General features: G+C 47.2%; 17 protein-coding genes. 1 reads left to right on the top strand and 16 read right to left on the bottom strand.

The window, feature by feature from the left end; all coding sequences use genetic code 11:
• The first annotated feature begins 96 nt into the window (after positions 1-96).
• Positions 97-2,754 carry a transglutaminase family protein gene (locus tag BHV83_RS05640; RefSeq protein ID WP_182387890.1) on the top strand — a complete coding sequence of 886 codons (2,658 nt, stop codon included), beginning with the start codon at positions 97-99 and terminating at the stop codon, positions 2,752-2,754.
• 100 nt (positions 2,755-2,854) lie between these two features.
• Here BHV83_RS05640 and porN read toward each other — a convergent pair whose 3' ends face one another.
• From porN to BHV83_RS05560, 16 genes are all read right to left on the bottom strand, one after another.
• Positions 2,855-3,946: a type IX secretion system ring subunit PorN/GldN gene (gene porN, locus BHV83_RS05635; RefSeq protein ID WP_005633373.1), complete on the bottom strand. Its 1,092-nt coding sequence runs from the start codon at positions 3,944-3,946 to the stop codon at positions 2,855-2,857.
• Positions 3,947-3,993: 47 nt separating this feature from the next.
• Entirely contained in the window at positions 3,994-5,562 is a 1,569-nt protein-coding gene (gene porM / locus BHV83_RS05630; RefSeq protein WP_022321531.1) for a type IX secretion system motor protein PorM/GldM, read from the bottom strand.
• Between the two features lie 6 nt (positions 5,563-5,568).
• Positions 5,569-6,636: a type IX secretion system motor protein PorL/GldL gene (gene porL, locus BHV83_RS05625; protein WP_005633369.1), complete on the bottom strand. Its 1,068-nt coding sequence runs from the start codon at positions 6,634-6,636 to the stop codon at positions 5,569-5,571.
• 52 nt (positions 6,637-6,688) lie between these two features.
• Positions 6,689-8,116, bottom strand: a complete 1,428-nt coding sequence (gene porK / locus BHV83_RS05620) for a T9SS ring complex lipoprotein PorK/GldK (protein ID WP_005633367.1) — start codon at positions 8,114-8,116, stop codon at positions 6,689-6,691.
• A 3-nt stretch (positions 8,117-8,119) separates the two neighbouring features.
• Positions 8,120-9,070 (bottom strand): PorP/SprF family type IX secretion system membrane protein, encoded by a 951-nt coding sequence (locus BHV83_RS05615; protein ID WP_022321529.1) that lies wholly within the window; start codon positions 9,068-9,070, stop codon positions 8,120-8,122.
• 111 nt (positions 9,071-9,181) lie between these two features.
• Positions 9,182-9,403: a DUF2795 domain-containing protein gene (locus BHV83_RS05610; RefSeq protein WP_005633363.1), complete on the bottom strand. Its 222-nt coding sequence runs from the start codon at positions 9,401-9,403 to the stop codon at positions 9,182-9,184.
• Positions 9,404-9,476: 73 nt separating this feature from the next.
• Positions 9,477-10,040 (bottom strand): cob(I)yrinic acid a,c-diamide adenosyltransferase, encoded by a 564-nt coding sequence (locus tag BHV83_RS05605; protein ID WP_005633341.1) that lies wholly within the window; start codon positions 10,038-10,040, stop codon positions 9,477-9,479.
• A 601-nt stretch (positions 10,041-10,641) separates the two neighbouring features.
• Positions 10,642-11,433 carry an O-methyltransferase gene (locus BHV83_RS05600; RefSeq protein ID WP_005633338.1) on the bottom strand — a complete coding sequence of 264 codons (792 nt, stop codon included), beginning with the start codon at positions 11,431-11,433 and terminating at the stop codon, positions 10,642-10,644.
• An 89-nt stretch (positions 11,434-11,522) separates the two neighbouring features.
• Positions 11,523-12,848, bottom strand: a complete 1,326-nt coding sequence (locus tag BHV83_RS05595) for a TolC family protein (protein WP_005633337.1) — start codon at positions 12,846-12,848, stop codon at positions 11,523-11,525.
• 11 nt (positions 12,849-12,859) lie between these two features.
• Positions 12,860-15,916 carry an efflux RND transporter permease subunit gene (locus tag BHV83_RS05590; RefSeq protein WP_122115555.1) on the bottom strand — a complete coding sequence of 1,019 codons (3,057 nt, stop codon included), beginning with the start codon at positions 15,914-15,916 and terminating at the stop codon, positions 12,860-12,862.
• Between the two features lie 9 nt (positions 15,917-15,925).
• Positions 15,926-17,023: an efflux RND transporter periplasmic adaptor subunit gene (locus BHV83_RS05585; protein ID WP_005633330.1), complete on the bottom strand. Its 1,098-nt coding sequence runs from the start codon at positions 17,021-17,023 to the stop codon at positions 15,926-15,928.
• Positions 17,024-17,232: 209 nt separating this feature from the next.
• Entirely contained in the window at positions 17,233-18,759 is a 1,527-nt protein-coding gene (locus BHV83_RS05580) for a TolB family protein (RefSeq protein ID WP_005633328.1), read from the bottom strand.
• Positions 18,756-20,477: a DUF6057 family protein gene (locus BHV83_RS05575; protein ID WP_229032891.1), complete on the bottom strand. Its 1,722-nt coding sequence runs from the start codon at positions 20,475-20,477 to the stop codon at positions 18,756-18,758. The genes BHV83_RS05580 and BHV83_RS05575 overlap by 4 nt, the downstream gene beginning before the upstream one ends.
• A 2-nt stretch (positions 20,478-20,479) precedes the next feature.
• Positions 20,480-20,707, bottom strand: coding sequence for a hypothetical protein (locus BHV83_RS05570; protein ID WP_005633325.1), 228 nt, complete (start codon positions 20,705-20,707; stop codon positions 20,480-20,482).
• A 7-nt stretch (positions 20,708-20,714) separates the two neighbouring features.
• The gene (locus tag BHV83_RS05565) at positions 20,715-20,864 is read right to left on the bottom strand and encodes a DUF5989 family protein (protein WP_005633324.1); all 150 of its coding nucleotides are present in this window, start codon (positions 20,862-20,864) and stop codon (positions 20,715-20,717) included.
• Between the two features lie 3 nt (positions 20,865-20,867).
• Positions 20,868-22,691, bottom strand: coding sequence for a carbamoyltransferase family protein (locus BHV83_RS05560; protein WP_286756745.1), 1,824 nt, complete (start codon positions 22,689-22,691; stop codon positions 20,868-20,870).
• Between the last annotated feature and the right edge of the window lie 2 nt (positions 22,692-22,693).

Raw genomic sequence — 22,693 nt, 5'->3', positions numbered from 1 at the left:
AATAACGATATGCACAACAGCTTAACACTTAAAAGACAAGGTTATCTACTGACTAATAAATATATTCACTATATTTGTGCTGATAAAATTAACGCTATGATTAAAACAAATCTATTCCTACTATTGTTCGTTCTCCTCGCGGGAACTTCGTGCAATAGGCAGCAACATTTCATTTCGGACGATACGTTCCGCGCCGAAGTGGAGAATGACTTCCGGGCAAAGCAGGCCGCTCTGCCGGACGGAAACCTTTTTTCAGTCTTTAACCAAAAGATGACGTCCGACGAAAAAGAGGCGCTTACTTTCTTGTATGCCTATATGCCGATCGGAGATATCACGGATTATGACGGGCAACTGTATCTCGACAATATCCGCAGTTCGTTTCGTGCACGGGTGGAAATGCCTTGGGGAGACAGCATACCGGAAGACATCTTCCGCCATTTCGTACTTCCCGTGCGGGTCAACAACGAGAATCTGGACGAGAGCCGCATGGTCTTTTATGAAGAATTGAAAGACCGGGTGAAGGGCTTGTCCTTGTATGACGCCGTGCTGGAAGTGAACCATTGGTGCCACGAGAAAGTGATCTATACGCCGTCGGATGCCCGGACGAGTTCGCCTTTGGCATCCGTGAAGACCGCTTACGGGCGTTGTGGCGAAGAGTCGACGTTTACCGTAGCCGCCCTTCGTTCGGTCGGCATACCGGCCCGTCAGGTCTATACGCCGCGTTGGGCGCATACCGACGACAACCATGCTTGGGTGGAAGCTTGGGTAAACGGTAAATGGTATTTCCTCGGAGCCTGTGAACCGGAACCGGTACTTAACTTGGGGTGGTTCAACGGACCGGCTTACCGTGGTATGCTGATGCACACGAAAGTATTCGGCAAATACAACGGACCGGAAGAAGTCATGGACGTAACCGACGGTTACACCGAGATCAACGTGATCGACAATTATGCCCCGACGGCCAAAGCAACGATCACCATTGTGGATGAAAACGGCCAGCCGGCTGCCGGAGCCGATGTCGAGTTCAAAATATATAACTATGCCGAGTTCTATTCCGTAGCCAATAAGAAGGCGGATGCAGAAGGGAAGGCATTCCTTTCCGCCGGTAAAGGTGATATGCTGGTATGGGCGACTAAGGACGGCAAGTTCGGATATAGCAAGGTGTCGTTCGGAAAAGACAATAACGTGACAATCACTCTCGACAAGAAACCGGGTGACATCGAAACCGTCACGCTTGATGTCATTCCTCCGGTAGACGGTTCCATTGCCGCCTGCGTGACGGACGAACAGAAAGAGGCCAACGCCAAGCGTTTGCACGAAGAGGATGTGATCCGTAATAAATATGTGGGCACTTTTTATACGGAAGAGAAAGCGGAAGCACTTGCCAAAGAATTAGGTATCGACCCGCTGAAAACAGCCGATTTCATGATCGGCAGCCGGGGAAACTGGCGTGAGATCGAGAAGTTCCTTCGCGATGCGCCTGCCGACAAACGTCCGATGGCGATGGATTTGCTGAATGTTATCTCTGCCAAGGACCTGCGTGATACGCCGGCCTCCGTGTTAGCGGACCATCTGAACAATGCCCAGGCTGTGCAAAGTTCCCTGTTTACCGAATATATCCTCAATCCGCGTGTGGCAAACGAGTTCCTGACGCCGTACAGGAAGTTCTTCGCCGCCAACGTCGATTCGGCATTAGTGAAGAAGGCTAAAGCTGATCCGCAATTAATTGTAGACTGGGTGAAGGAAAATATCAGTATCAATGACAGCCTGAATCCGCAACGCATTCCGATTATGCCGATGGGCGTATGGAAATCGCGCGTGGCCGATAAAGGTTCCCGCGATATATTCTTCGTCGCTGTATGTCGTAGCATCGGTATTCCGGCACGTATCGAACCAGTGGCGGGAAAAGTGCAATATGCGAAAGGTCTGAACTGGGTGGATGTAGACTTCGAAGCTGCCGAGCAGACGGTTGCCAAGCAAGGTAAGGTCGTCGCTTCTTACCAGCCGATCAAAGCATTGCAGGACCCGAAATATTACAGTCATTTCACGATTGCGAAAGTGTTGCCGACCGGCAAGTTGCAGACACTTAACTTCGAATCGGGCGATGTGGATATGGGGGGCGGTGATACTTGGAGTGCTCTGTTGAAAAAGCCGCTTTCTATGGATGAGGGCCATTATATGCTGGTAACCGGAACACGTATGGCAAACGGTAGCGTACTGGCCGAAATGTCTTTCTTCAACGTAGAACCAGGCAAGACGAGTGATATCAAACTGGAGATGCGTGAGAGCCAGGACGATGTACAAGTCATCGGCAACTTCAACTCCGAAAACAAATTCAAACGGGCTGATAACGGCGAGGAAACGAGTCTGTTGGCTACCACCGGCCGCGGCTATTATGTTGTCGCTGTCCTCGGAGCGCGCCAGGAACCGACCAACCATGCCATGCGTGACATCGCTGCCGTAAAGAAGGACCTTGAAGAATGGGGCCGCGGCATGGTTTTGTTGTTCCCCGATGAAAAAGGCTTCCAGAACTTCGATCCGAAGGAGTTCGGAGAGTTGCCAACTACCATCACATATGGCATAGATATCGACAAAACAATTCAGAAGGAGATCGCCGCAGCTATGAAGTTGCAGAACGCCAACACACTGCCAATCTTCATCATTGCCGACACTTTCAACCGTGTAGTGTTCGTTTCACAAGGCTACACAATCGGCTTGGGAGATCAGTTGATGAAGGTGATACATAAGTTGTAATCCCTCTTCGACGAAACATAAAAGAGGCGTAGATTAGCAGATGTCATTCGAGTCATCACTAATCTACGCCTCTTTTATGTTTTGGATATTGTAGAGGTAATTACCGGCGACGGCGTACGCTGCGGACCGGAGCGCTTTTCTGGGCTTTTGGAGCTTTGATTTTGACCTCTTTTTGTTTGCTCTCTTTTGCGGCTTCCGTCTTTCTGCCACGGGCGGAAACGGTTGCGTTTTTAGATTTCTTGCCTTTTGTATCAGCTGCCAACTGAGCTGTGTCCGGTTGCAGATAGAGAGATTTTTCGAAAGTAATCAGCTGGTTCTCGATACGTTCCTGCTCGCGTTTCATCGAATCGGGTGTCGGGCAGTAGGCTTGCAGAGGTTGGTTCATCAGATTCTGCGTCTTGAAGATATCGCCCTGGAACATCCGGCGACGGAAATAGTCGTCGAGCGTGAAAGTCATGGCGTTGTTGATGTTGGACGTCATGATATAGGCGGTATTGATATAGGGACGCAAATTTTCATAAGGAATCCAGAACATCGGCATGGTGTTCTGTCCCATATCGTCCACGATTGTCAGAATCGGACAGATCGCCAATGTCTTGACATCGAATACGGAGTTGTTCTGGTCGAAATACCACGCTTCCTTTATGTAATAGGAGCGGACATCGCCGGAAGGAATATCGCTTTCGTTCACGACGAAACCGGCAGGTTCGTTGTCTTTGCCTGGCGTCTCTTCGTAGAAGATACGGCAACGGTCCAGCATGACTTTCAAGTCGAGCTTGCGGTTGTCGCTGAAATCCTCGTAACCGTCCAGGTATTCATAGGCGGACAACTTGCCTTCGCATACCAGCTGGAAGATGATCGAGAACAAGTTCATCTGCCCGTTCATCGGTTGGGTGGGATAGTATAGAGGAGCATTCTGTTCTTTCGTAAGGTCGATCTGGCGGTAGATGACACGCATCCAGCGAGCGTTGCCGATATGCTGCGTCATTCGCTCGTTCATATCCTGTGCTCGGACGGTCAGTTCGGGCATGCCGTTCTCTTTCTTCTCTTCTTCACGGGCGCCACGGCTTGCTTCGGGACCGCGACGTCTCTGCTGCTGTTGCTGTGTATTGCCGGCCTCTTCCTGTGCCTGTATGGGGAGGGAGGCGAACAGGGCGATGGCGAGGGTTGCTATGTAATATAAACGTTTCATATATCTTTATACATTACGGGACGAGCAGACCTCGTCCCTACGTTATGTTAATTGACGATTACTTCGACGGTCGGAATGATACGTTCCTTATTGTCCGGACCTAATACTTTCACATGCGTAATGTAGAAGCGTTTGCCTCTTGCCAGACGGCGGATATAATCTTTCTGACGCTGCGAGAACTGGTTGCCTTGCGTGACTTCCGGAATGATGTTGCCCATCGAATCGTAGAAAGTCAGCTCGAAACTCAACACCTTGAACGGCACGTTCAGCAGGTCGTCGTCGATAGCCGCCTGGATGCCGTCGGCTTCCACCAAATTGCGTTTGGAGAACTGACCGCCACGGAACTTGCGCATATTGCCGTTCTGGTCCTTATATTCGATAAAAGGCATCGGGTCGGGCAGGGCACGTACGCGGAAAGTCGTTTTCGCCATCTCGACGCTGCGCCCATCCGCCATTTTAGCATGGACGGAAATGATGGCGTCTGTTCCAACCGTTGTCGGACGGGCTTCCCATTGGTCGCCTTTGCGGACCAGTGTCCCGTTCGTCATCGTTGCCGTCACGTTGCCGCTGGGCACACCCGGCACGGCGATACGGATCGGGTTGGCGATTCCGGCATACAACACATTCATCAGCATCGGCGCTACCGTCGCACTCGGTTCCGTCACGAAGTATTCGCTTTCGAACTCGCGGCGCATCACGCTGCCGTCGCTGCCCGGCATTTCGATATATCCTTTGACCGGATAAGTGCCCGGAGTACCGGCTACAGCCGTAAACATGCCGTTTGCATCATAAGGCAATTCCTTGCCGTTCACATAGACGGTCGGACGTTTCGTCGAGTCGACAGCCGATAAGACGATATTGGCCTTGTACTGGCTGCCGCGCATGACGATCTGGCTTTCCGGAATCACCTGTGCCGTGATCTGGTTCACACGATAGTCGCGCATGTCGACGCTGCTCAGCAGGTTGGACAACACTTCACCTTCGGCATAGCGGATATCGCTTTGCAATTTCGTCAGCAAGGTAACAGCCGCCGCCACCGGCATATTCTCGAACAAAGCCTCTTCCCAAGTGCGAGTATTGATACCGGCCTTGTGAGGCGGCGTTGTCGACAGGCTGGCTTCGATGATGCGCGTCTTGGCCGAGTCTTCCACCATCTCGCCCATCAGTGTCCGGTATTTTTCGATGCTCTGGCGCAATTTCTTGCCTTCGCCCGAAACGGGAGACAGCATCACGCGGGAAGCCGCTTCGAGGTCGTCCTTATGATCGATATTATTGACATCGGCATCCTTACCATCGGCAATCTGCGCGATACGCACTTTCAGATCCTGCACGTAATTGTACAGGCTGTCGGAAGCCTCCTTCACCTTTGTCCCCTTTTCGTACCATTCACGTACTTTTTCGGGATTTGTCTGATAATAAGCCTTCAGTTCCTCTGTAACGATCTCATTACGGGTCGAGGTATTATCGATAGAAGTACGCAAGCTGCCTTCCACCAGTTCGAAACCGTCGAGTACCTCCGACGACACGTTGAGTGCCATCATGGCGATGAACACCAGATACATCAGGTTGATCATCTTCTGACGGGGCGAATTGGGATTATTTGCTATTCCTGCCATATCCGATTACTTCATTGGGTTGTTTGTATACGGAGCCTGCTGCTGATATCCGTACGGTTGCTGATAGGCCTGCTGGTAATTCTGCTGCTGTGCCGGCTGCGGTTGCTGCTGGTAAACAGGTTGTGCGGGCTGCGCCGGTTGCTGATACCCCATATTGACCGTCATAGCCTGCAACAGGCGGCTGTATACCTGGTTCAATTCGGCCAACTGTCGCGTCATCTTTTCCGTTTCGTTGCGGAACACGGAACTGTCGACAACGGAGCCGTCATACATTTCGCGAATGCGGCTCAAGCCACTGTTGATATGTTCGATCGATTCGATCTGCGAGCTGATGCTCTTCAACTGTATTTCGTAGATCGTGTTCAAGCCGGAGATGTTGCGGTTCAGCATTTCCATCTGCTGCACGTAACCGCGGGAATTCTGGTTGATGCCATCCGAATTATCCGTAATGCTCTTATACGAATTCAAAAGTGTGTCGGAAACGTCGGTCAGCGAATGCGTCACCTGGCTGAAACGTTCCATATTCTCGGACATACCCGAAAGCTGTTCCAGATATTTCTGCGTCGCTTCCGTCAGTTCCGCCATCTTGGAGATCTGTTCGGCGGCGGCGCTCAGTTTCTTGATACTGTCGGAAAGGTTTTTCGTATCTTCTTCGCTCACATCCAGGCCGAGATTGCCCAGTCCGGTAGCCTGCTTGCCGCCTAAGTTGATATTCAATCCGCCAGCAACCTCGTCGTCGGTCGTATTCTCAGGCGAATTGACCAGATTGGACATAGGCGTGTTGGCGAAATCCGGACGGTCGAGCGGGTTCTTCGATTTCAAAACCGGGAACACTTCTTCCCAGTGATATTCGTTGAATGGCTTTTCAAAAGCGGAGATAAAGAATACCAATGCTTCTACCGTCATGGCCACAAACAGGATCTGGTTACCATACGGCAAGTGTAACAACTTGAACAAGGCGCCTATAATAACGATGGAGGCTCCCCAGCTATAACAGAAATTCAGTACCCGCTTGCCTTTTTCACTGGCGAGGTACATTTCTACTCTGTTTTTATATCTTCTATATTTTCCCATGATATAATGTATATTCGTTAATTAGAGAGGGCGGGCGAACTCCGCCCCTGCGTTATTTTTTACCTTTTGCTCTCGAAAAACCGATTTGTGTACGGGCGCAACGGAAACCGATGTATGAACGCGTTTCGTTCTGGTATTCGAAGGTGCGCATATCCGAACGGATAAACTGTGCCACGTCTTTCCAGGAACCGCCGCGTACGACCTTCTTCTTCATGGCATACGGGTCTTCCTTCGCGGCATTGTAGCGCAGATCCGGATTCATGTCGCTCATCTGGCTCGGTCCGGATTCGGAATAAGAAGTCGATGTCCATTCCGCCACGTTGCCGGCCATGTCATAGAGGCCGAATTCGTTCGGAGCGAAAGAGCCGACACGCGAAGTGATCAGATGACCGTCTTCCGTATAGTTGCCTTTGCCCGGTTTGAAGTTGCCCAAGAAGCAACCTTTTCCGCTCACCAGCTCGTCGCCTGCCCACGGATATTTGTTTTCGTTCTTGCCTGTACGGGCCGCATATTCCCATTCGCCTTCGGTCGGCAGGCGGAACGGTTCGAGAGCCTGTCCGCTGGGGAAGTTCAGAGATTCCTTGAACAGGTTGGTGCGCCATACGCAGAATGCTGTCGCCTGTTCCCAGGAAACGCCTACCACAGGATAATCGTCATAGCCCGGATGCGAGAAATACATACGCATATAAGGTTCGTTGTAAGCATTGTTGAAATCGTTCACCCAGCAACTTTCGTCCGGATAGATATTCACGATACGGGTGTGGAGGAAATCCCACGGCCCGCTGAGCCGTCGTGTGATGGTTTCGTTCACGATCTCGCCTTCCTCGGTGATGTAGGCCGTGTCTTTGGATATCATGATCACTTCGTCAGGGTCGACCTGGATATCGGTGTTACGCACGCGGGCTGCCGGGTCCAGGTTGTGTTTGCGAAGGGCTGCTGACGTATAGTCGTACCATTCGTAGCGATAGACCATCTGTTTCGGATCCAACGTCTTTTCGCCGGTCACCGGATTTACGGTGTAGACACTTTCGATTGCCCGTATCTCGTCTTCATTGGCACGTTTCCAAGGAATCGGGCGGCTCCAGTCCAGATGCGGAGTCACCGGTTCGCCATATTTATCTTCAGTAATCTTAAACAGGTCATTGCCGCCATAAGCCGGGTCGGCCAGACGTTCGCGGATAATGGAATCGCGCACCCAATACACGAACTGACGGTATTTGGCATTCGTCACCTCTGTCTCGTCCATCCAGAAAGCATCGAAAGAGACGCCTTTCGTTTCAGGATTGATCCCCCACAAGGAATCCTTATCTGCGGGTCCCATCTCGAATGAGCCTCTTTTGATCAGAACCATCCCGTAAGGGGCAGGTTCGTTAAACGCCACCGATCGTACCCCTGTCACTTCGCCCCCGCCACCGGAAAGGGTTTTGCCACATGAGGTAAACAGGGCTACTGCCGCAAGTACTAACAATACTTTTTTCATATACTATAATATACGTACACTTTTATGTCTATTCTTTCCTGACTTCGATTTTTTCAACTTCAACTTGTAGCTCACTACCAACTCGTGGCTTCCACTCGTGGCTTTCAAGATGGGTATGGTAGAGATCGGAAAATCATACGCATATCCTACCTGAAAACTCCCGATCTTGGCTCCTAACAACAGGATCAGCGACTCATTCACACGCCAGGAAAAACCTCCGTTAAACATCTTATTATAAAACAGCCGGGCGGTTATGTCCGCCTGGAAGCTCTGCATGTCTGTTTTCAGGAATACAGACGGCTGTAATTCATACAACGGATTTCGAAACTGAATATTGTATCCGGCTATCAAATTATATGTGCTGGCGAGATACATGGAAGAATATTCGTCCAATATGATCTCCGTCTTGTTCAAGTGCGTGACGCCCAAACCGGCATAGAGGTTCTTGCGGTGATAGTAAAGCCCGGCGTTCAAGTCGAAGCCCATTCCGCTCACCTGCGTCTTTGGAATTGCCTGGTCTTCCTGTTGGTGGAACTGGCTGGTCGGATAAAAGACCTTTTCTCCGTCAAACGACTGGTTTACCATTCCGAACTGCATTCCGATACTGAGCGTACCGCCAAACAGTTTTTGTTTATAGGCATACTGCAAATTGACATGTGTATTGACGAAAAGCCCGATTCCTTCGGTAAAGACGACCATCCCGATGCCATGATTGGTTTTCCCGATCTTCAGTGGCATATCCGCATTGATGAAAAAGGAGGTCGGCGCCCCGTCGATCCCGACATATTGCAAACGAGACAGCGCCAACATGTTCAAGTCTCCCGTAACACCCGCATACGCCGGATTATAGTAACCCAGCGCCATAAAATACTGGCTTAGCTGCGAGTCGTATTGCGCCCGCGCTCCCGTGAGGCTGGTTACCAAAAGGATAATAAGCAGGAGATATTTGTTCATATATCAAGAAACGGAATAAATCCGAATAAATTGTATAAAAAGCAAACGAGGCGGCGGGACATAGCCCTGCCACCTCGTTATTATTTCATGCCTGTACGTTTTTATCGCACATTAATATTCTTCCTCGTTGAAGAAAAAGTCTTCTTTACTTGGATAGTCGGGCCAGATATCTTCCATGCATTCATAAATCTCACCTTCGTCTTCCATTTCCTGCAAATTTTCAATCACTTCCAGTGGCGCACCAGAACGTTGTGCATAGTCAATCAGTTCATCCTTGGTTGCAGGCCAGGGTGCGTCTTCCAGTTTTGAAGCTAACTCTAATGTCCAATACATAGCTGTCAAGTATTAATAACCACCTTACGGCGGTCAGGTTCTCAAATTTTCCGCAAAAATAAAACAATATTCTTTAGATGCAAGTATAATCCCAGATAATTTCTTTGCCATTATTCCGTATGCATTCCTTACGTGCCAGAACAAACAGATAATCAGACAATCTGTTTATAAAAACCAGGACAGGTTCTTCAACCGGAATTGTCTCTGCCAAACGGTAGATCTGGCGTTCGGCCCGTCGGCAGACTGTCCGGCACACATGTGCCAAAGAGGCCGGGCGGCTTCCTCCCGGCAAAATAAAGTTGCGCATCTTGGGCAGTTCGTTATCCAGGCGGTCTATTTCCCGCTCGATACGGGTGATCGTTTCCGGCATCACCTTACTTTCTACTTTCAGTTCCGTGTTTTCCTGATCGGTTGCCAGATAGGAACCGATCGTAAACAACTTGTGCTGGATAAACAGCAGGAAGTCCTGATCCGCTTTCTCTTCAAGCGAAGTGATCAACAACCCGATAAACGAGTTCAGTTCGTCGACCGTACCATAGCTTTCGATACGTTGGTGCGCTTTCGACACCCGTTCGCCGCCAACTAAGGAAGTGGTTCCCTTGTCGCCGGTCCCTGTGTATATAATGCTCTTTTTCATATGACAATAACTTATCGTTTTATTATATAATCGCACATCCTTGCCAGATGTTGCAAAAAGGAGTACAATATTCGTCAGATTCCGGGATTTGTGCAAGGATTCGGATTATTTATTTTGATGGGAAAGAAAAAATTGCAGGCATCTTTACCAATGTCTCGTCTTGATCCAGCTTGATTATAGTTCCTCCCCCTCGTCCTTGTACCCAAAGCGACATATTTAAGTGATAAATAAGGAGATTGCGGAAAACTTTTGTGTGCTAATATATAGATATTTACGTTTTGTCCTATATCCTTTTTTATTTTCGGCCTAAGTCAAATACCTTTTTGCCTATGGTCGAAAACCTTTTTCACTAAGGTCGAAAAGGTATTCGACTTAGGTCAAAAACTCTATGACCTTATAGTTTAAAGCTAGAAGTATGGCCTCTATCACTCTATAATACTTTTATTCAAGTTAGCGTATGGTCTGTATATTTTTATTTGCATATTTGTTATTGTTTCCTATTATTATCACGGTCACAGATCAAATCGAGCATTGCAGTCGATGAGGTGATAGACGGATGTATAAGTCAAAAATCAATTTGTTTGTATCTTTGGATAAAGAGTCAGAAATAGACGATATAATCCCTCTTGTGTAACTTCTTGTTGAAAAACACGATTCCCATTGAATACAGGTCGATCGTCACCGTTACTTCGGGATGACAGCATACTTCCCGCCAGAATTCGCGCATTTTGCGGCTGGTTTTGATGCCTTCGAAAACAAAGACCGTATCGCCGTGCACATGTTTCAAGCATTCCTCAAACAGCCAGCTATTGTTTTGCTGCTCATACAGGGTGTTGAAAAAGACAAAATCGAGTTGCTCCATGTCTTTCAAGGCTTTCGGTAGTAAATCTTTGTAGCTTCCGACACGCAGGTCGACCGGGTTACGGGCGGCTTTGCCGAAAGCGATACGGGCGATGGAGGCAAACTCCGGTACGTTTTCCAGAGCGATACATTTCAGATCGGATGCATATGAAGTCAGATACAAAGTGGACAGGCCCATGGAAGGGCCGAACTGAAGGATGTGTTTTGATTTGAAATAGTTGGCAAGACGGAAAAGTAAGGCGCCGTGCTTGGGCCGTATCGCTTCGCGTTCGACAATCCGGCCGATCGTGCGGCGGCGCATCTTCCCCTTTTGCTGGCGGTCGGGATAAGTGATCTCGTCATCTTGGAAAAGCAGCTGCTTGCGGATCAGTTCGATGTCGTAGAAGCTATAGTATTGGCAACGCTCCTCAATCACTTTCGTGATCAGGTTGAAGACAAAGGGGGAATGAACCCCGAAGCCTTTGCGGTAACGGATGCCTCTGTATAAAAGTATGCCTTTTCTTAGTGTATTAGCTTTGGGGATAATGCGCATGATTTATGATTTTAGATTTATGATTTTAGATTTATGATTTGTGAACCTCGATCATAAATCTAAAATCATAAATCGTTAACTCTGCAAAGTTAATCATTTTCATGGAACATATCCATGATCTTTCCGCTAAGCTGCAAAAGGGAGATTTCGCATATCTTGGTGGAGTATTCGGCGATGGACTGGCGCTCTTCCGCTTCGAGCAGGCTGTTCTGGGCTTCACGCAATTCGATACCGGACAGGTCGCCCAGTTTATAGCGGTCGATCGCAATCCGGTAGTTTTCCTGTGCCGCGACCAAGTTCTCTTTTTCCAGGCTCCACAAGTCCAGGTTGTTGCGATAAGCCATCCAGAAGTTGCTCATATCGGCCCGCAATCCCAGTTCGAGTTCTTGTGTGCGCAATTCTTGGTTCTGAATCTGTATCCGGGCATTCCGTTGTTCGCGTTTCCGGTTGAAACCGTCGAATACGTTGATGCCGACCGTCACCCCGTAGTTGAGGCCGAGGCGGCGCTGGAGGTCGGTCGTTCCTACCTCGTACCAGTTCGCCGTGTAGCCGTATCCGGCATTCAATTTGACATACGGATAGTTACGGCTCTTGATCTTTTTGTAGTCCAGCTCGGAAATCACCTGGTTCTTCTTGGCGATCAGCAGAGATGAATTGGAGGTAAGCGTGCTTTTCCATAGTTCCACTTCATCTAAAAACGGGTTGGGGGTAATCAGGGAGTCCTTGATCAGTACTTGTTCCTCCACATCCTCCAATGCCATCAGCCGGTTCAGGCGGATACGTGAAGTATGCACTTGTTCCAACTGGTTCAGGACGTTGGAGCTGTCGGCATTGAAGTCGACTTGCGCTTGTTGGAGGTCCAGGCGGGACATCGAGCCGATATAATACCGCTCTTCCACGATACGCAGACGTTCGCGGGACAGTTCGAGCGTGGAGCGGAGGTTGCGGAGGCGGATCTTCTGGCGGATCAGGTTGTAGTATTCGCTCGAAAGGTCGGCAACGAAATCCTCGATTGTCATTCGGGTGTTCAATTCTCCCAAGTTTTGTAACTCTTTCAGTTTTTCGTAAGTGGCCTGTATGCCTAATCCGTCGAAGACGGTCCAGTTCACATTCAGGCCGATGTCTGCCGTCTCGTTGTGGATGCCGTTCGTTTTTTCTGTCGTTCCGTCGGACAACTTGTTATTGTTATTGTTAAGCGTGCCGCTAAAACCACTGCTCAGGTCGACGGTCGGCAGGTAGCCGGCATTGCCGGGAGTGGCGTTGTTGTCGCTGATCTGCTGTTCGTTACGGATGATGCGGATGGAATAATTGCGTTCCAATCCGGTCTGGATGCAGTCGTCCAGGCTGAACACCCGTTGCGCCTCGGCCGGGACGACCGTAAATGCTATACATATTAATAAAAGAAACCTCTTCATCCTCAATAGCCTTATTTCTTAATTTTTAATTCTTGATTATTAATTTTCGATTGTCTGTCCGTGGAAATAAAGCTGTACATCGCCGGGACGATAAACAGGGTAAGGAATGTCGAAACGATCATACCGCCCACTACGGCGATACCCATCGCGATACGTCCTTGTGCCCCTTCGCCCGAAGCATATACGAGCGGAACCAATCCTAAGATCGTCGAAATACTGGTCATCAGGATCGGCCGCAGACGTTGTGTGGAAGCCGAGCGGATCGCTTCCGCCATGCTCAGTCCCGCTTCCTGGCGCTGGTTGGCAAACTCTACGATCAAAATACCGTTTTTCGCCACCAGACCGATCAGCATGATGATACCGATCTGACTGAATATATTCATAGTTATATCTGAATAGCTCATAAAGATCAACGCCCCTGCAATAGCTAAGGGAACCGTGAACATCACGACCAACGGGTCTTTGAAACTCTCGAACTGCGCGGCCAGGACCAGATAGATCATGAACAGTGCGAGGATCATGGCAAACATCAGGCTGGACGAACTTTCACGGAACTCTTTCGATTCGCCCGACAGGGCCGTACGGAAACTGTTGTCTAGCGTCTCCGAGGCGATACGGTCCATTTCGTCCAGGCCGTCACCGATCGTATAACCTTTGTTGAGTCCGCTGGAAACCGTTGCCGACACAAAGCGGTTGTAACGGTACAGCTGAGGAGGGGCAACGTCTTCTTTCAACGTGACGAGGTTGTCCAGCTGGATCATCTCTCCTGCATCGCTGCGGACATAAATGGATTTCAGGTCCAACGGCGTGTTGCGCTGCTGGCGGTTGATTTCGCCCAATATCTGATACTGTTTCCCGTTCATGTAAAAATATCCCATACGCTGGCCGCTCAATGCATATTGTAGTGTCTGGGCAATCGTGCGGGTGCTGACGCCCAATGAAGAAGCCTTGTCGCGGTTGATCTCGATACGGGCTTCGGGTTTCGTAAACTTCAGGTTCACGTCTGCCATCTGGAACACCGGGCTTTCGCTTACCTTCTGCATAAAGGCGGGCAAATACTCCTGTAGCTTCTCCAGGCTGGTCGCTTGTAAAACATATTGAACGGGCATACCTGCGCGACGTCCTCCGAAAGTGGATTGCTGCTGGACGAAAGCACGTGCTTCTGTCTTGCCCCGTACATTCTTTGACAGCACATCGGCAATCTCCATCTGCGAACGTTCACGATCTTTGATGTCGGGAAGTAAAACGGTGATGTATCCGTTGCTGTTATTCGCACGAACCGTTAGGGCTTGCCGCTCGGGAGCCAACGTGTCGGCCATGGCGGCCACTTGGTCTGTAAAGTCGCGGATGAACTCGAAGGTAGCTCCTTCCTGTGCACGTATATTGATCGAAATGGATGAACGGTCTTCCAATGGAGAAAGTTCGGAGCGGATGGTTCGCCAGAAATAGCCGATGGAGCCGAAAAGGATCACGACAATCGGTATGGACCACCACTTGTGGTTCAGGAACGCGTTCAGCGACTTTGCATAGATATTGTTCATGCCTTCGAAGAACGGTTCCGTCTTTGTGTACAACCAGCCTTTGTTTTCGCGTTTTCTCAGCAGCTTGGTCGCCAACATCGGCGTAAAGGTCAAAGCCACAAAGGAAGATATCGTTACGGAACCGGCGATCACGATACTGAACTCCTTGAACAAGCGTCCCGTCATACCTTCCATAAAGACGATCGGGAGGAACACGGACACGAGTGTTACCGTCGTAGACACGACGGCGAAGAATATCTCTTTCGCCCCGTCTATACCGGCCTCTTTCGGTTCCATTCCCTGCTCGATGCGGACGTAGATGTTCTCCGCCATCACGATCGCGTCGTCCACCACCAGTCCGACCGAGAGCACCACCGCCAACATTGTCAGCACATTGATGGAGAAGCCGGAGACATACATCACAAAGAATGCCCCGACCAATGATACGGGGATAACGACCACCGGGACAAGCGTCACGCGCCAGTCGCGCAGGAACAGGAAGATGATCAGCACCACGAGCAGGAATGCCACATAGATGGTTTCTTCGACCTCCGCGATGGAGGCCCGGATAAAGCGTGTATTGTCGTACACCATTTCGACCGTTACGTCTTCCGGCAGGTCTTTCTTCAATTGCTCGATACGTTTGTATGCCTCATCGGCAATTTCGATCTGGTTGGCGCCCGGCTGCGGGATGATGACGTCGATAACCATCGGTTCGCCGTTCTTGCGCATCACGCTTCGCAAGTCTTCCGGGCTCACCTCGGCTCGCCCTACGTCTTGGAAGCGGATGATATTGTCGCCGTCACGCTTGATGATCAAATCATTGAATTCCGTTGCCGTGTGCATCAGTCCTAACGTACGGATAGACAAGTCGATCGTGTTTCCTTCAATGCTCCCGGAAGGAAGCTCGACGTTTTCGGCGTCTACTGCGTTCTTCACATCCAACGGAGTAACTCCGTAGCCGGCCATTTTGATCGGGTCCAGCCACAGGCGCATGGAGTAGCGTTTCTGTCCCCAGATGTCCACGCCACTCACGTTCGGAATGGTCTGAAGCCGTTCCTTCACCGTCAGTTCGGCAATTTCACTCAGTTCCATCAGCGAGCGTTTGCTGCTTCGGATACCGATCTGCATGATCGGGGTAGCATCGGCATCCGCTTTTGATACCGTCGGAGGGTCGCAGTCGCGCGGCAGGTAACGCTGAGCACGCGAAACTTTGTCGCGCACGTCGTTGGCCGCCGTTTCCAGGTCGACAGACAGTTCAAACTCTACCGTGATACGGCAACTTCCCTGACTGCTGACACTGCTCAGCGAACGAATGCCGGGAATACCGTTGATATTCTGTTCGAGCGGCTCCGTAATCTGGTTCATGATTACTTCGGCATTGGCTCCCGGATAGGTTACGTTGACCGAAATGATCGGGTTGTCCACACTCGGAAACTCACGGACCCCTAAGAACTTATAACCGATCATCCCGAACAACAGAAGGATGATCGTCATCACGGTCGAGAGTACCGGTCTCTTTATGCTTATTTCGGAAATATTCGCCATGCTGCTTCGTTACTTCAGGTTATCAATCGACACTTTCATTCCCGTCCGAAGCTGCATCACGCCGGAAGTAATCACCGTATCACCTACGCTCAGCCCTTTCAATACCTGGACCTGGCTTTCCGTGCGGAGTCCTAAGATAATTTCGGCAGGTTCGGCCACGCCATTCTTATACAGGTAGACGATGTTCTTTCCCATTTCCGGGATCAGTGCCTCGCTGGGGATCGCCAATGCGTCTTTTATGTCACGGCGGGTAATTTCGACAGATGTATAGCGTCCCGGCACGATCGACTCGTCCCGGTTCGGATAGGTTGCACGCACTTTCAGCGAGCGGGTTGCCTCGTCGATCTTGCTTTCTACTGCATAAACGGTCGCTTTGTAGTCTTGCATCATGCCGACGGACGTGTTCATTCTGAATACGATCGGCGTACCGTCCTTGATGTCGGCAGAGTAGCGTTCAGGAACGGAGAACTCGATTTTCAAGGGAGATATTTTTGTCAGCTTGGTGATAACTGTCGAGGGGGAGGCATAGGCTCCTTCGCTGACATTACGAAGGCCGATAATCCCGTCGAACGGCGCCCGGAGCTCGGTCTGGGCAATATTGGCTTTTACCAGTTCGATGTCCGCCATCAGCTTTTCATATTCGGTAGCCACTTGTTCATAAGCCTCCTGACTGACCGCGTCCTTTTCCAAAAGCGTATGCTGGCGGTACACGCGATCTTTGGCTAAAGGCACTTGCGCTTCCAACTTCTTCAGTTCCGCCTGTAACGGTTTGTCATTGATCTTGGCAAGCAGGTCACCGGCTTTCACATGCGTACCTTCCGTAAAATAGATGGCCACGATCTTGCCCGACGATTCGAACGAGAGGTCTACCTCCTCATCCGGGATCGTACTGCCGGTTACAATGGTCTTGTCGGTAAGGGACTGATATTTCAGCACTTCCGCGTTAATGTTCAAAACTTGTTTCCGAACTTGGCTTCCGGCTGGCGGAACCACTTCGGCTGCATCTTTGGATGCCTTCATACGGCTTTTAATCTGCGGGTAAGCGATCATTCCGGCAATCATCAAAACAATTGCGGCCGTCACGCTCCACTTCACTCTCTTCGTCATATTTTTCTGGTATTCTACTTAAAAACACTTATCGACACGTAAATATACACAAGTACGCGAAATTATAGACGAATTAGGTGCAAAAAGGTTTAACAAGAAACAAACTTTTGTTTTAGTCCGGCAGAAAAAACAGCAAGGACCTTCACAGGCACTTGCTGCCAAACACAAATTATGTTGAAAATCGTTTAGTTATTCCTATCTGTGTTACCTTAATTGATTTCACTGTGATTCTCTGTCGCTTCGTTGATAAGCGGTTTATAAGAATGTTTGCTAAATCGGACCGATTTTTTGCCTTTTGCTTCAGCACATCTCCCAATTGTAATTGGTGAAATCGTCACTTTGCCTTTGATAAGGCGAGGCAGATTATAAGCCTTTAGGTTGCGTTGGTTGTAAGTAGGATCTCTCTGTGGAAGTAGGAAAGGTTTGCTTAAGTTTCCTACAGAATCGATATGAGCGATATAGAGTCGGTTATAAATGCCATCCTCCCGTCGGCTGCTGAAGATAACCCAACGGCTGTTAGAGGACCATGTTGTACAGCTTTCTGCTTCCGGGCTATTCCACTCAGTCGCAGCTATCAATTTCTTAGTTTTTGTGTTATATAGATAGAGATCTGATTCGGGGATCCAGCTGGAGAAGCACCCATGAGGGGCGGCAGAACAGGCAATAAACTGTCCATCAGGTGAAATGCTGGGGAGGGTTACGCTTTTACCTGCATTTGTTAAGTCAATGAGAGTGTCTACCTGCTTGCTGAATTGATTATTTTGGGGATCAAAACCAATACTACAGATACGATATTTTATATTAGAGAATTGTTGAGGCAAACTATCTATCCGGTCACACGTACAAAAATAGAGCTGTTTCCCATCTGGTGAAAAGAATGGAAAATTTTCTAGTTTGTTTGCATTGGCTAAAAGGGGACTGGTATAGACTTCGTTTTTGGAAATATCATACAAAACTATATCGGATTGCGTATCGTATACTTCGATGATTTTAGGGTGTGCATCGTAGAAAGACATTTGGGTTAGGTTTGTAGAGAATGCAATCTGTTTGCCAGAAGGATGCCAATCCGGATAAACGAAATTGGAAATCGTATGAGGAGTCTTTGTGTTGAGTTTTTGACATGCTCCTCCTTGTATCAGAATCGTTCCCGCATTTATTTTGCGCATGTGCATGACCATTTCATTCGGGTTTCCTTGGTTAAAGGTATGACAATTGATGCAGTTCTGCCCGCTTTTTTTGTTTGATATGATTTCCGTTTCCTTGAAAGAAGATAGTTCACGTTGACAAATGGCCATACTGTTCCAATTCGCATAGGTCGGTTCTATTAAACGATAGGCTAAGTGACTATCAATGGAATCAGTGGATACATCCCACGTGAAGGGAGAATATTGATACCATTCTCCTTTTTTTCGACTGGATACGGTGATACTTAAGCTCCCTCCTTGATTTTGATGAAGTAATTGTCGCCAGCGTTTAATCGGAATCTCTACTGCGTCATGCGCCGTAATCGTGATCGGATTTCCTTTCCCTTGAATCTGGATCATCCATTCATCACCCTCATCTTGTATCTTAAAATTCAAAGGAGCAATATTGACGGGCAAAAGAGCACCTTGATACTCCGGATAAATTGTTGGGAGTATGTTAAGATTTTCTTTAATGATTGGTTGTTGATGATTTTTGCATCCATAGAGGCCACATAAGGCGATTAGAAGTATGTAAAAAATGTTAAGTCTCATATTTGTTTTTTATTATATTGTACGTAATACCAATAGGTGTCTTTATAGGGGCATAGTAATTCCTGGATTTCTTCCGGAGATTTTCCCGACTGGTTGATTTGTAAATATCGGTAGAAACGCTCTATTACAGTTTGTTCAATTTGCCATTTTGAAATCAATGAGTTATCTTTCAGTAGATAAGCATACATTAGCAAAAACTCTTGATAATGCTTGCTACTATGTATTGTGAGATGAGTCCGGGCGGCTAATTGGATAAATGCGTTATATTGATTGTTGAGCATATATTTTGCTAGCAGGAAATCGATGACTTTTTGATTGTTGGCTCCTGCTTGTGTCTCAAATTGTTCCACGTTGAAAAGCATCTCTTTGGCAAGAAAAAGCTTATTGGTTTTGGGTGAAAGTTGACTTTTTTTTGTCGAGGAGTCTGTGTTCATCTTTTGCCTAAATTTGTAAGCCCAGTCTTTGTAGAATAAGGTAGACTCCAGTAAGGCCACATATTTGAGGCTGGCAGCCCGTTTTCCCCTTCTGTATTCGATCTCCGCCAATCGTGTCAGATAGAGCGGGGAACGTCCGGATGGAGTTTGCGTGTTCGCCATGAACATATAGGCTCTGGCAGCATAGAGCATATCTAGCTGAAAATAAGTCTCAGCAGTCAGATAATTTAATAGATGGTTGGAAGACCAAAATTCGTTGACATGAGCTACTTGGAAATACGAGAATAGCTCTTTTGAAAGACGTTGCTGATGAAGCAGGGCAATGTTGGTATAGGAGGACATCAGAACATTTTGGACAGGCTTTTTTTGCATGAAGGTAATCGCTTCGTCCCATTTTTCGTGGGTGATTAGATAATGTAGTTGATAAAGTCGTTCATCCTCATTTTTGAGTTGGCTTAAGATGATCCCGATAGCGAAGAAAGCCATGAGCAGATTTAAAGCGAATCGTTTTTTGTCTGTTAATCGCTGTAAAAGATGATATGTCCCGTAAGCTAATAAGGGAGATATTAAAAATGAAGTGATAACGATACCAAGTGGATGAAGTAAGTCTTGTGTAATAAAACAAGCTATACCTATCCAAGCTTGTGTTTCATTGATGTCGAATTTATAATAAGTTAAGATAGGCAGTAGGATTGTAACGAGTGTATATAGAATCCAAGCAAGAAGTGAGTGTTTTTTCTTCGAAAAAACTTCATCGAGGAAGATGAGAATAAGATATAAATAACAGCCTATTCCAGTAAAGAAATAGCAAATCGGTAAGTTGATTAGGATCAGAAGTCTTTTGCGTTTGCCTTCCTTTTCATGAAGAGTTATTCTTGCAAGTAAAAGGGTAATCTGAAGTCCAAAAATGAGTCCCAATGATGCGTTAGGGCTTAAATAGAAGAAAACCAGTGAAGTGATAGGAATCAGTTCCCATGAGACATTTCCTCCAATTTTCCAATGGCAGATCAGGTTGCGATATAATATACCGGTTAGTCCGACTCCGGCTCCTAAAATCCATCCCCCAAAATGATTTAAATGATAAAACTGTGTGAAAAACTCCCCTATATAGGCAGATAATCCTCCTGGATTATAAACTATTTCGTTGAAATAGTCTTTGTTCCATTCAAACAATCGTAACTGCTCGGCAAAGAGCAGATGATGATTATAGAAAAAGGCATAAAGGATTACTGTAAATAGGACGAATGGTAGTAGCCCGTAGGAAAATGTATGAAGTTGTTTCATATTTACCATGGATGAATAAAATCTTCTTTAGAATAAGTCTTAACTCGTTCGTTCATTGTACTATCTTGTTCCTCTTCTGTCCGGTTGAACAGGCGGTATAACCACGCAATTGGCGTGAGGATCAAAAAATAAGTAATTCCCAACAGGATTGGTGAGGTGATCTTGTTTAACAGGTTTCCGAAACGAATCCAAACCGTACGTATTTTCTTGTATATGTGAATCCAATTCATAGGACATTCAAAATAGAGTGTAAATAAAGGGGGCAATCACTGTATTGCTTGTAGAGATTAGCAACAAGCCAATCAATAGCAAGAATATTAATACAGGTAGCAACCACCATTTTTTTCGTTCTTTTATAAAAAGTAGTAAGTCTTTCAATGTGTCCATATTTTATGATTTTTGTATGTTATTTTTATTGATTATATAATTCCCTAAAACCAAGAGATCTAAGTTGGTTGTCATAAAACAGCGGTATGCATCTTGAGGGGTGCAGACAATAGGTTCGCCACGTACGTTAAAACTTGTATTGATAAGCAAAGGGTAGCCTGTTAATTGTTCGAATGCCCGTAAAAGCTTCGTTAATTTGGGATTACTTTGTTCATCAACAGTTTGTACGCGTGCGGAAAAATCCACATGGGTAACTGCCGGAATATCTGATTTTGGTAACGCCAATCGTTCTGCGGCATCTAAATCTTGATAATGCTTTGGCAATGGTATCCGATGTTTCAGAGAAATGTTGGTTGTTATCAGCATATAATTGGATTCGTTCAGCTTTTCAAAATAATCGCCGACTTTTTCTTTTAATATAACTGGAGCAAATGGTCGGAAGCTTTCTCTGAACTTGATTTTCAAATTTAATCTTTTTTGCATCTCTTTATCACGGGGATCTGCTAAGATACTTCGGTTTCCTAATGCACGTGGGCCAAACTCCATACGCCCTTGAAACCAACCTATACATAAACCGGAAGCTATGTGTTTAGCCACTTCTTCATATAAAAATGCTTCATCCAAATAGTGATAAGAAATGTTATTCGAGTCCAAAAAATCTTGAATCTCATGCTCTGTATATTGAGGACCGGTTTGGGCGAAGTGCATCTTGTCTCCGTTCATCCCGGCTTTTCGTGAATGTCCTTGGTAAATATAATAAGTGGCCCAAGCCGCTCCTAATGCTCCTCCTGCATCTCCTGCGGCAGGTTGGATGAAGACATGCTCAAATAATTGTGAACGAATGATTTTACCATTTGCTACGCAATTTAGAGCGACTCCTCCGGCTAGACATAGGTTGGAACAGCCAGTGAGCTTTTGGGCTGTTTGAACAATTCTCAATAGTATCTCTTCCAATACGATTTGAGCTGCAAGTGCTAGACTTGCGTGTTCTGGGCGTATTTCGCTTTCTGCCTTTCGAGGTTTCAATTGAAATAATTGTTCCCAACGCTTTTCATGAACCATTCGCATTTTTTTGTGGAAGGAGAAATAATACATATTCAATGATATAGAACCATCGGGATGGATCGTCAGTAGATGTTGTTTGATCTGATCGACAAATTTTGAGGTTTGTCGGTCAGATCGATCGGCGTAAGGGGCTAATCCCATCATCTTATATTCCCCGGAGTTCACCTTGAATCCTAAATAATAGGTAAATGCAGAATAGAACAATCCAATAGAATCAGGAAATCGCATTTCTTTTATTAATTGAATTTGATTGGCTTTCCCATGAGCGATAGATAGTGTATTCCATTCTCCTACACCGTCTACTGTTATAATCGCAGCTTCTTGAAAATCTGAACCGAAAAATGCGGAAGCCGCATGTGACAAATGATGTTCCGAGAACAAAAGTTTACAATGTTGTTCATCGAATTTTCCTAACTTGCGTAATTCACGCTTGAGCATTCGTTTGCAAAAAAGTTTTTCTTCAATCCATATTGGTATTCCTTTAATGAACTGTTCCATCCCCCATGGTGCGTATCGATAAAAGATTTCTAAAATTCGCTCAAATTTCAGATAGGGTTTTTCGTAATAGATAATTGTGGAGATATCACACAATAAAATTCCCGCTTGCTGTAAACAATAACGGATTGCATTTGCAGGAAAAGATGCATCGTTCTTGATTCGGGTAAAGCGTTCTTCTTGTGCGGCAGCTATGATCTCGCCATCTTTTATCAAAGCTGCGGCTGCATCATGATAATATGCGGATATACCTAAAATATAGCTCATTT

This window comes from Parabacteroides sp. merdae-related_45_40 (genome assembly GCF_001915675.1).
This window is presented reverse-complemented; position numbering and strand designations above follow the sequence as displayed.

Excerpts from the sequence above, each read along its gene's own strand:
- BHV83_RS05600 (WP_005633338.1), bottom strand. The coding sequence starts at position 11,433 with ATGCGCATTATCCCCAAAGCTAATACACTAAGAAAAGGCATACTTTTA.
- porL (WP_005633369.1), bottom strand. The coding sequence starts at position 6,636 with ATGGGAAAATATAGAAGATATAAAAACAGAGTAGAAATGTACCTCGCC.
- BHV83_RS05640 (WP_182387890.1), top strand. The coding sequence starts at position 97 with ATGATTAAAACAAATCTATTCCTACTATTGTTCGTTCTCCTCGCGGGA.
- BHV83_RS05565 (WP_005633324.1), bottom strand. The coding sequence starts at position 20,864 with ATGGACACATTGAAAGACTTACTACTTTTTATAAAAGAACGAAAAAAA.
- BHV83_RS05570 (WP_005633325.1), bottom strand. The coding sequence starts at position 20,707 with ATGAATTGGATTCACATATACAAGAAAATACGTACGGTTTGGATTCGT.
- BHV83_RS05575 (WP_229032891.1), bottom strand. The coding sequence starts at position 20,477 with ATGAAACAACTTCATACATTTTCCTACGGGCTACTACCATTCGTCCTA.
- porM (WP_022321531.1), bottom strand. The coding sequence starts at position 5,562 with ATGGCAGGAATAGCAAATAATCCCAATTCGCCCCGTCAGAAGATGATC.
- BHV83_RS05585 (WP_005633330.1), bottom strand. The coding sequence starts at position 17,023 with ATGACGAAGAGAGTGAAGTGGAGCGTGACGGCCGCAATTGTTTTGATG.
- BHV83_RS05580 (WP_005633328.1), bottom strand. The coding sequence starts at position 18,759 with ATGAGACTTAACATTTTTTACATACTTCTAATCGCCTTATGTGGCCTC.
- BHV83_RS05560 (WP_286756745.1), bottom strand. The coding sequence starts at position 22,691 with ATGAGCTATATTTTAGGTATATCCGCATATTATCATGATGCAGCCGCA.
- BHV83_RS05590 (WP_122115555.1), bottom strand. The coding sequence starts at position 15,916 with ATGGCGAATATTTCCGAAATAAGCATAAAGAGACCGGTACTCTCGACC.
- BHV83_RS05595 (WP_005633337.1), bottom strand. The coding sequence starts at position 12,848 with ATGAAGAGGTTTCTTTTATTAATATGTATAGCATTTACGGTCGTCCCG.
- BHV83_RS05605 (WP_005633341.1), bottom strand. The coding sequence starts at position 10,040 with ATGAAAAAGAGCATTATATACACAGGGACCGGCGACAAGGGAACCACT.
- porK (WP_005633367.1), bottom strand. The coding sequence starts at position 8,116 with ATGAAAAAAGTATTGTTAGTACTTGCGGCAGTAGCCCTGTTTACCTCA.
- BHV83_RS05610 (WP_005633363.1), bottom strand. The coding sequence starts at position 9,403 with ATGTATTGGACATTAGAGTTAGCTTCAAAACTGGAAGACGCACCCTGG.
- porN (WP_005633373.1), bottom strand. The coding sequence starts at position 3,946 with ATGAAACGTTTATATTACATAGCAACCCTCGCCATCGCCCTGTTCGCC.
- BHV83_RS05615 (WP_022321529.1), bottom strand. The coding sequence starts at position 9,070 with ATGAACAAATATCTCCTGCTTATTATCCTTTTGGTAACCAGCCTCACG.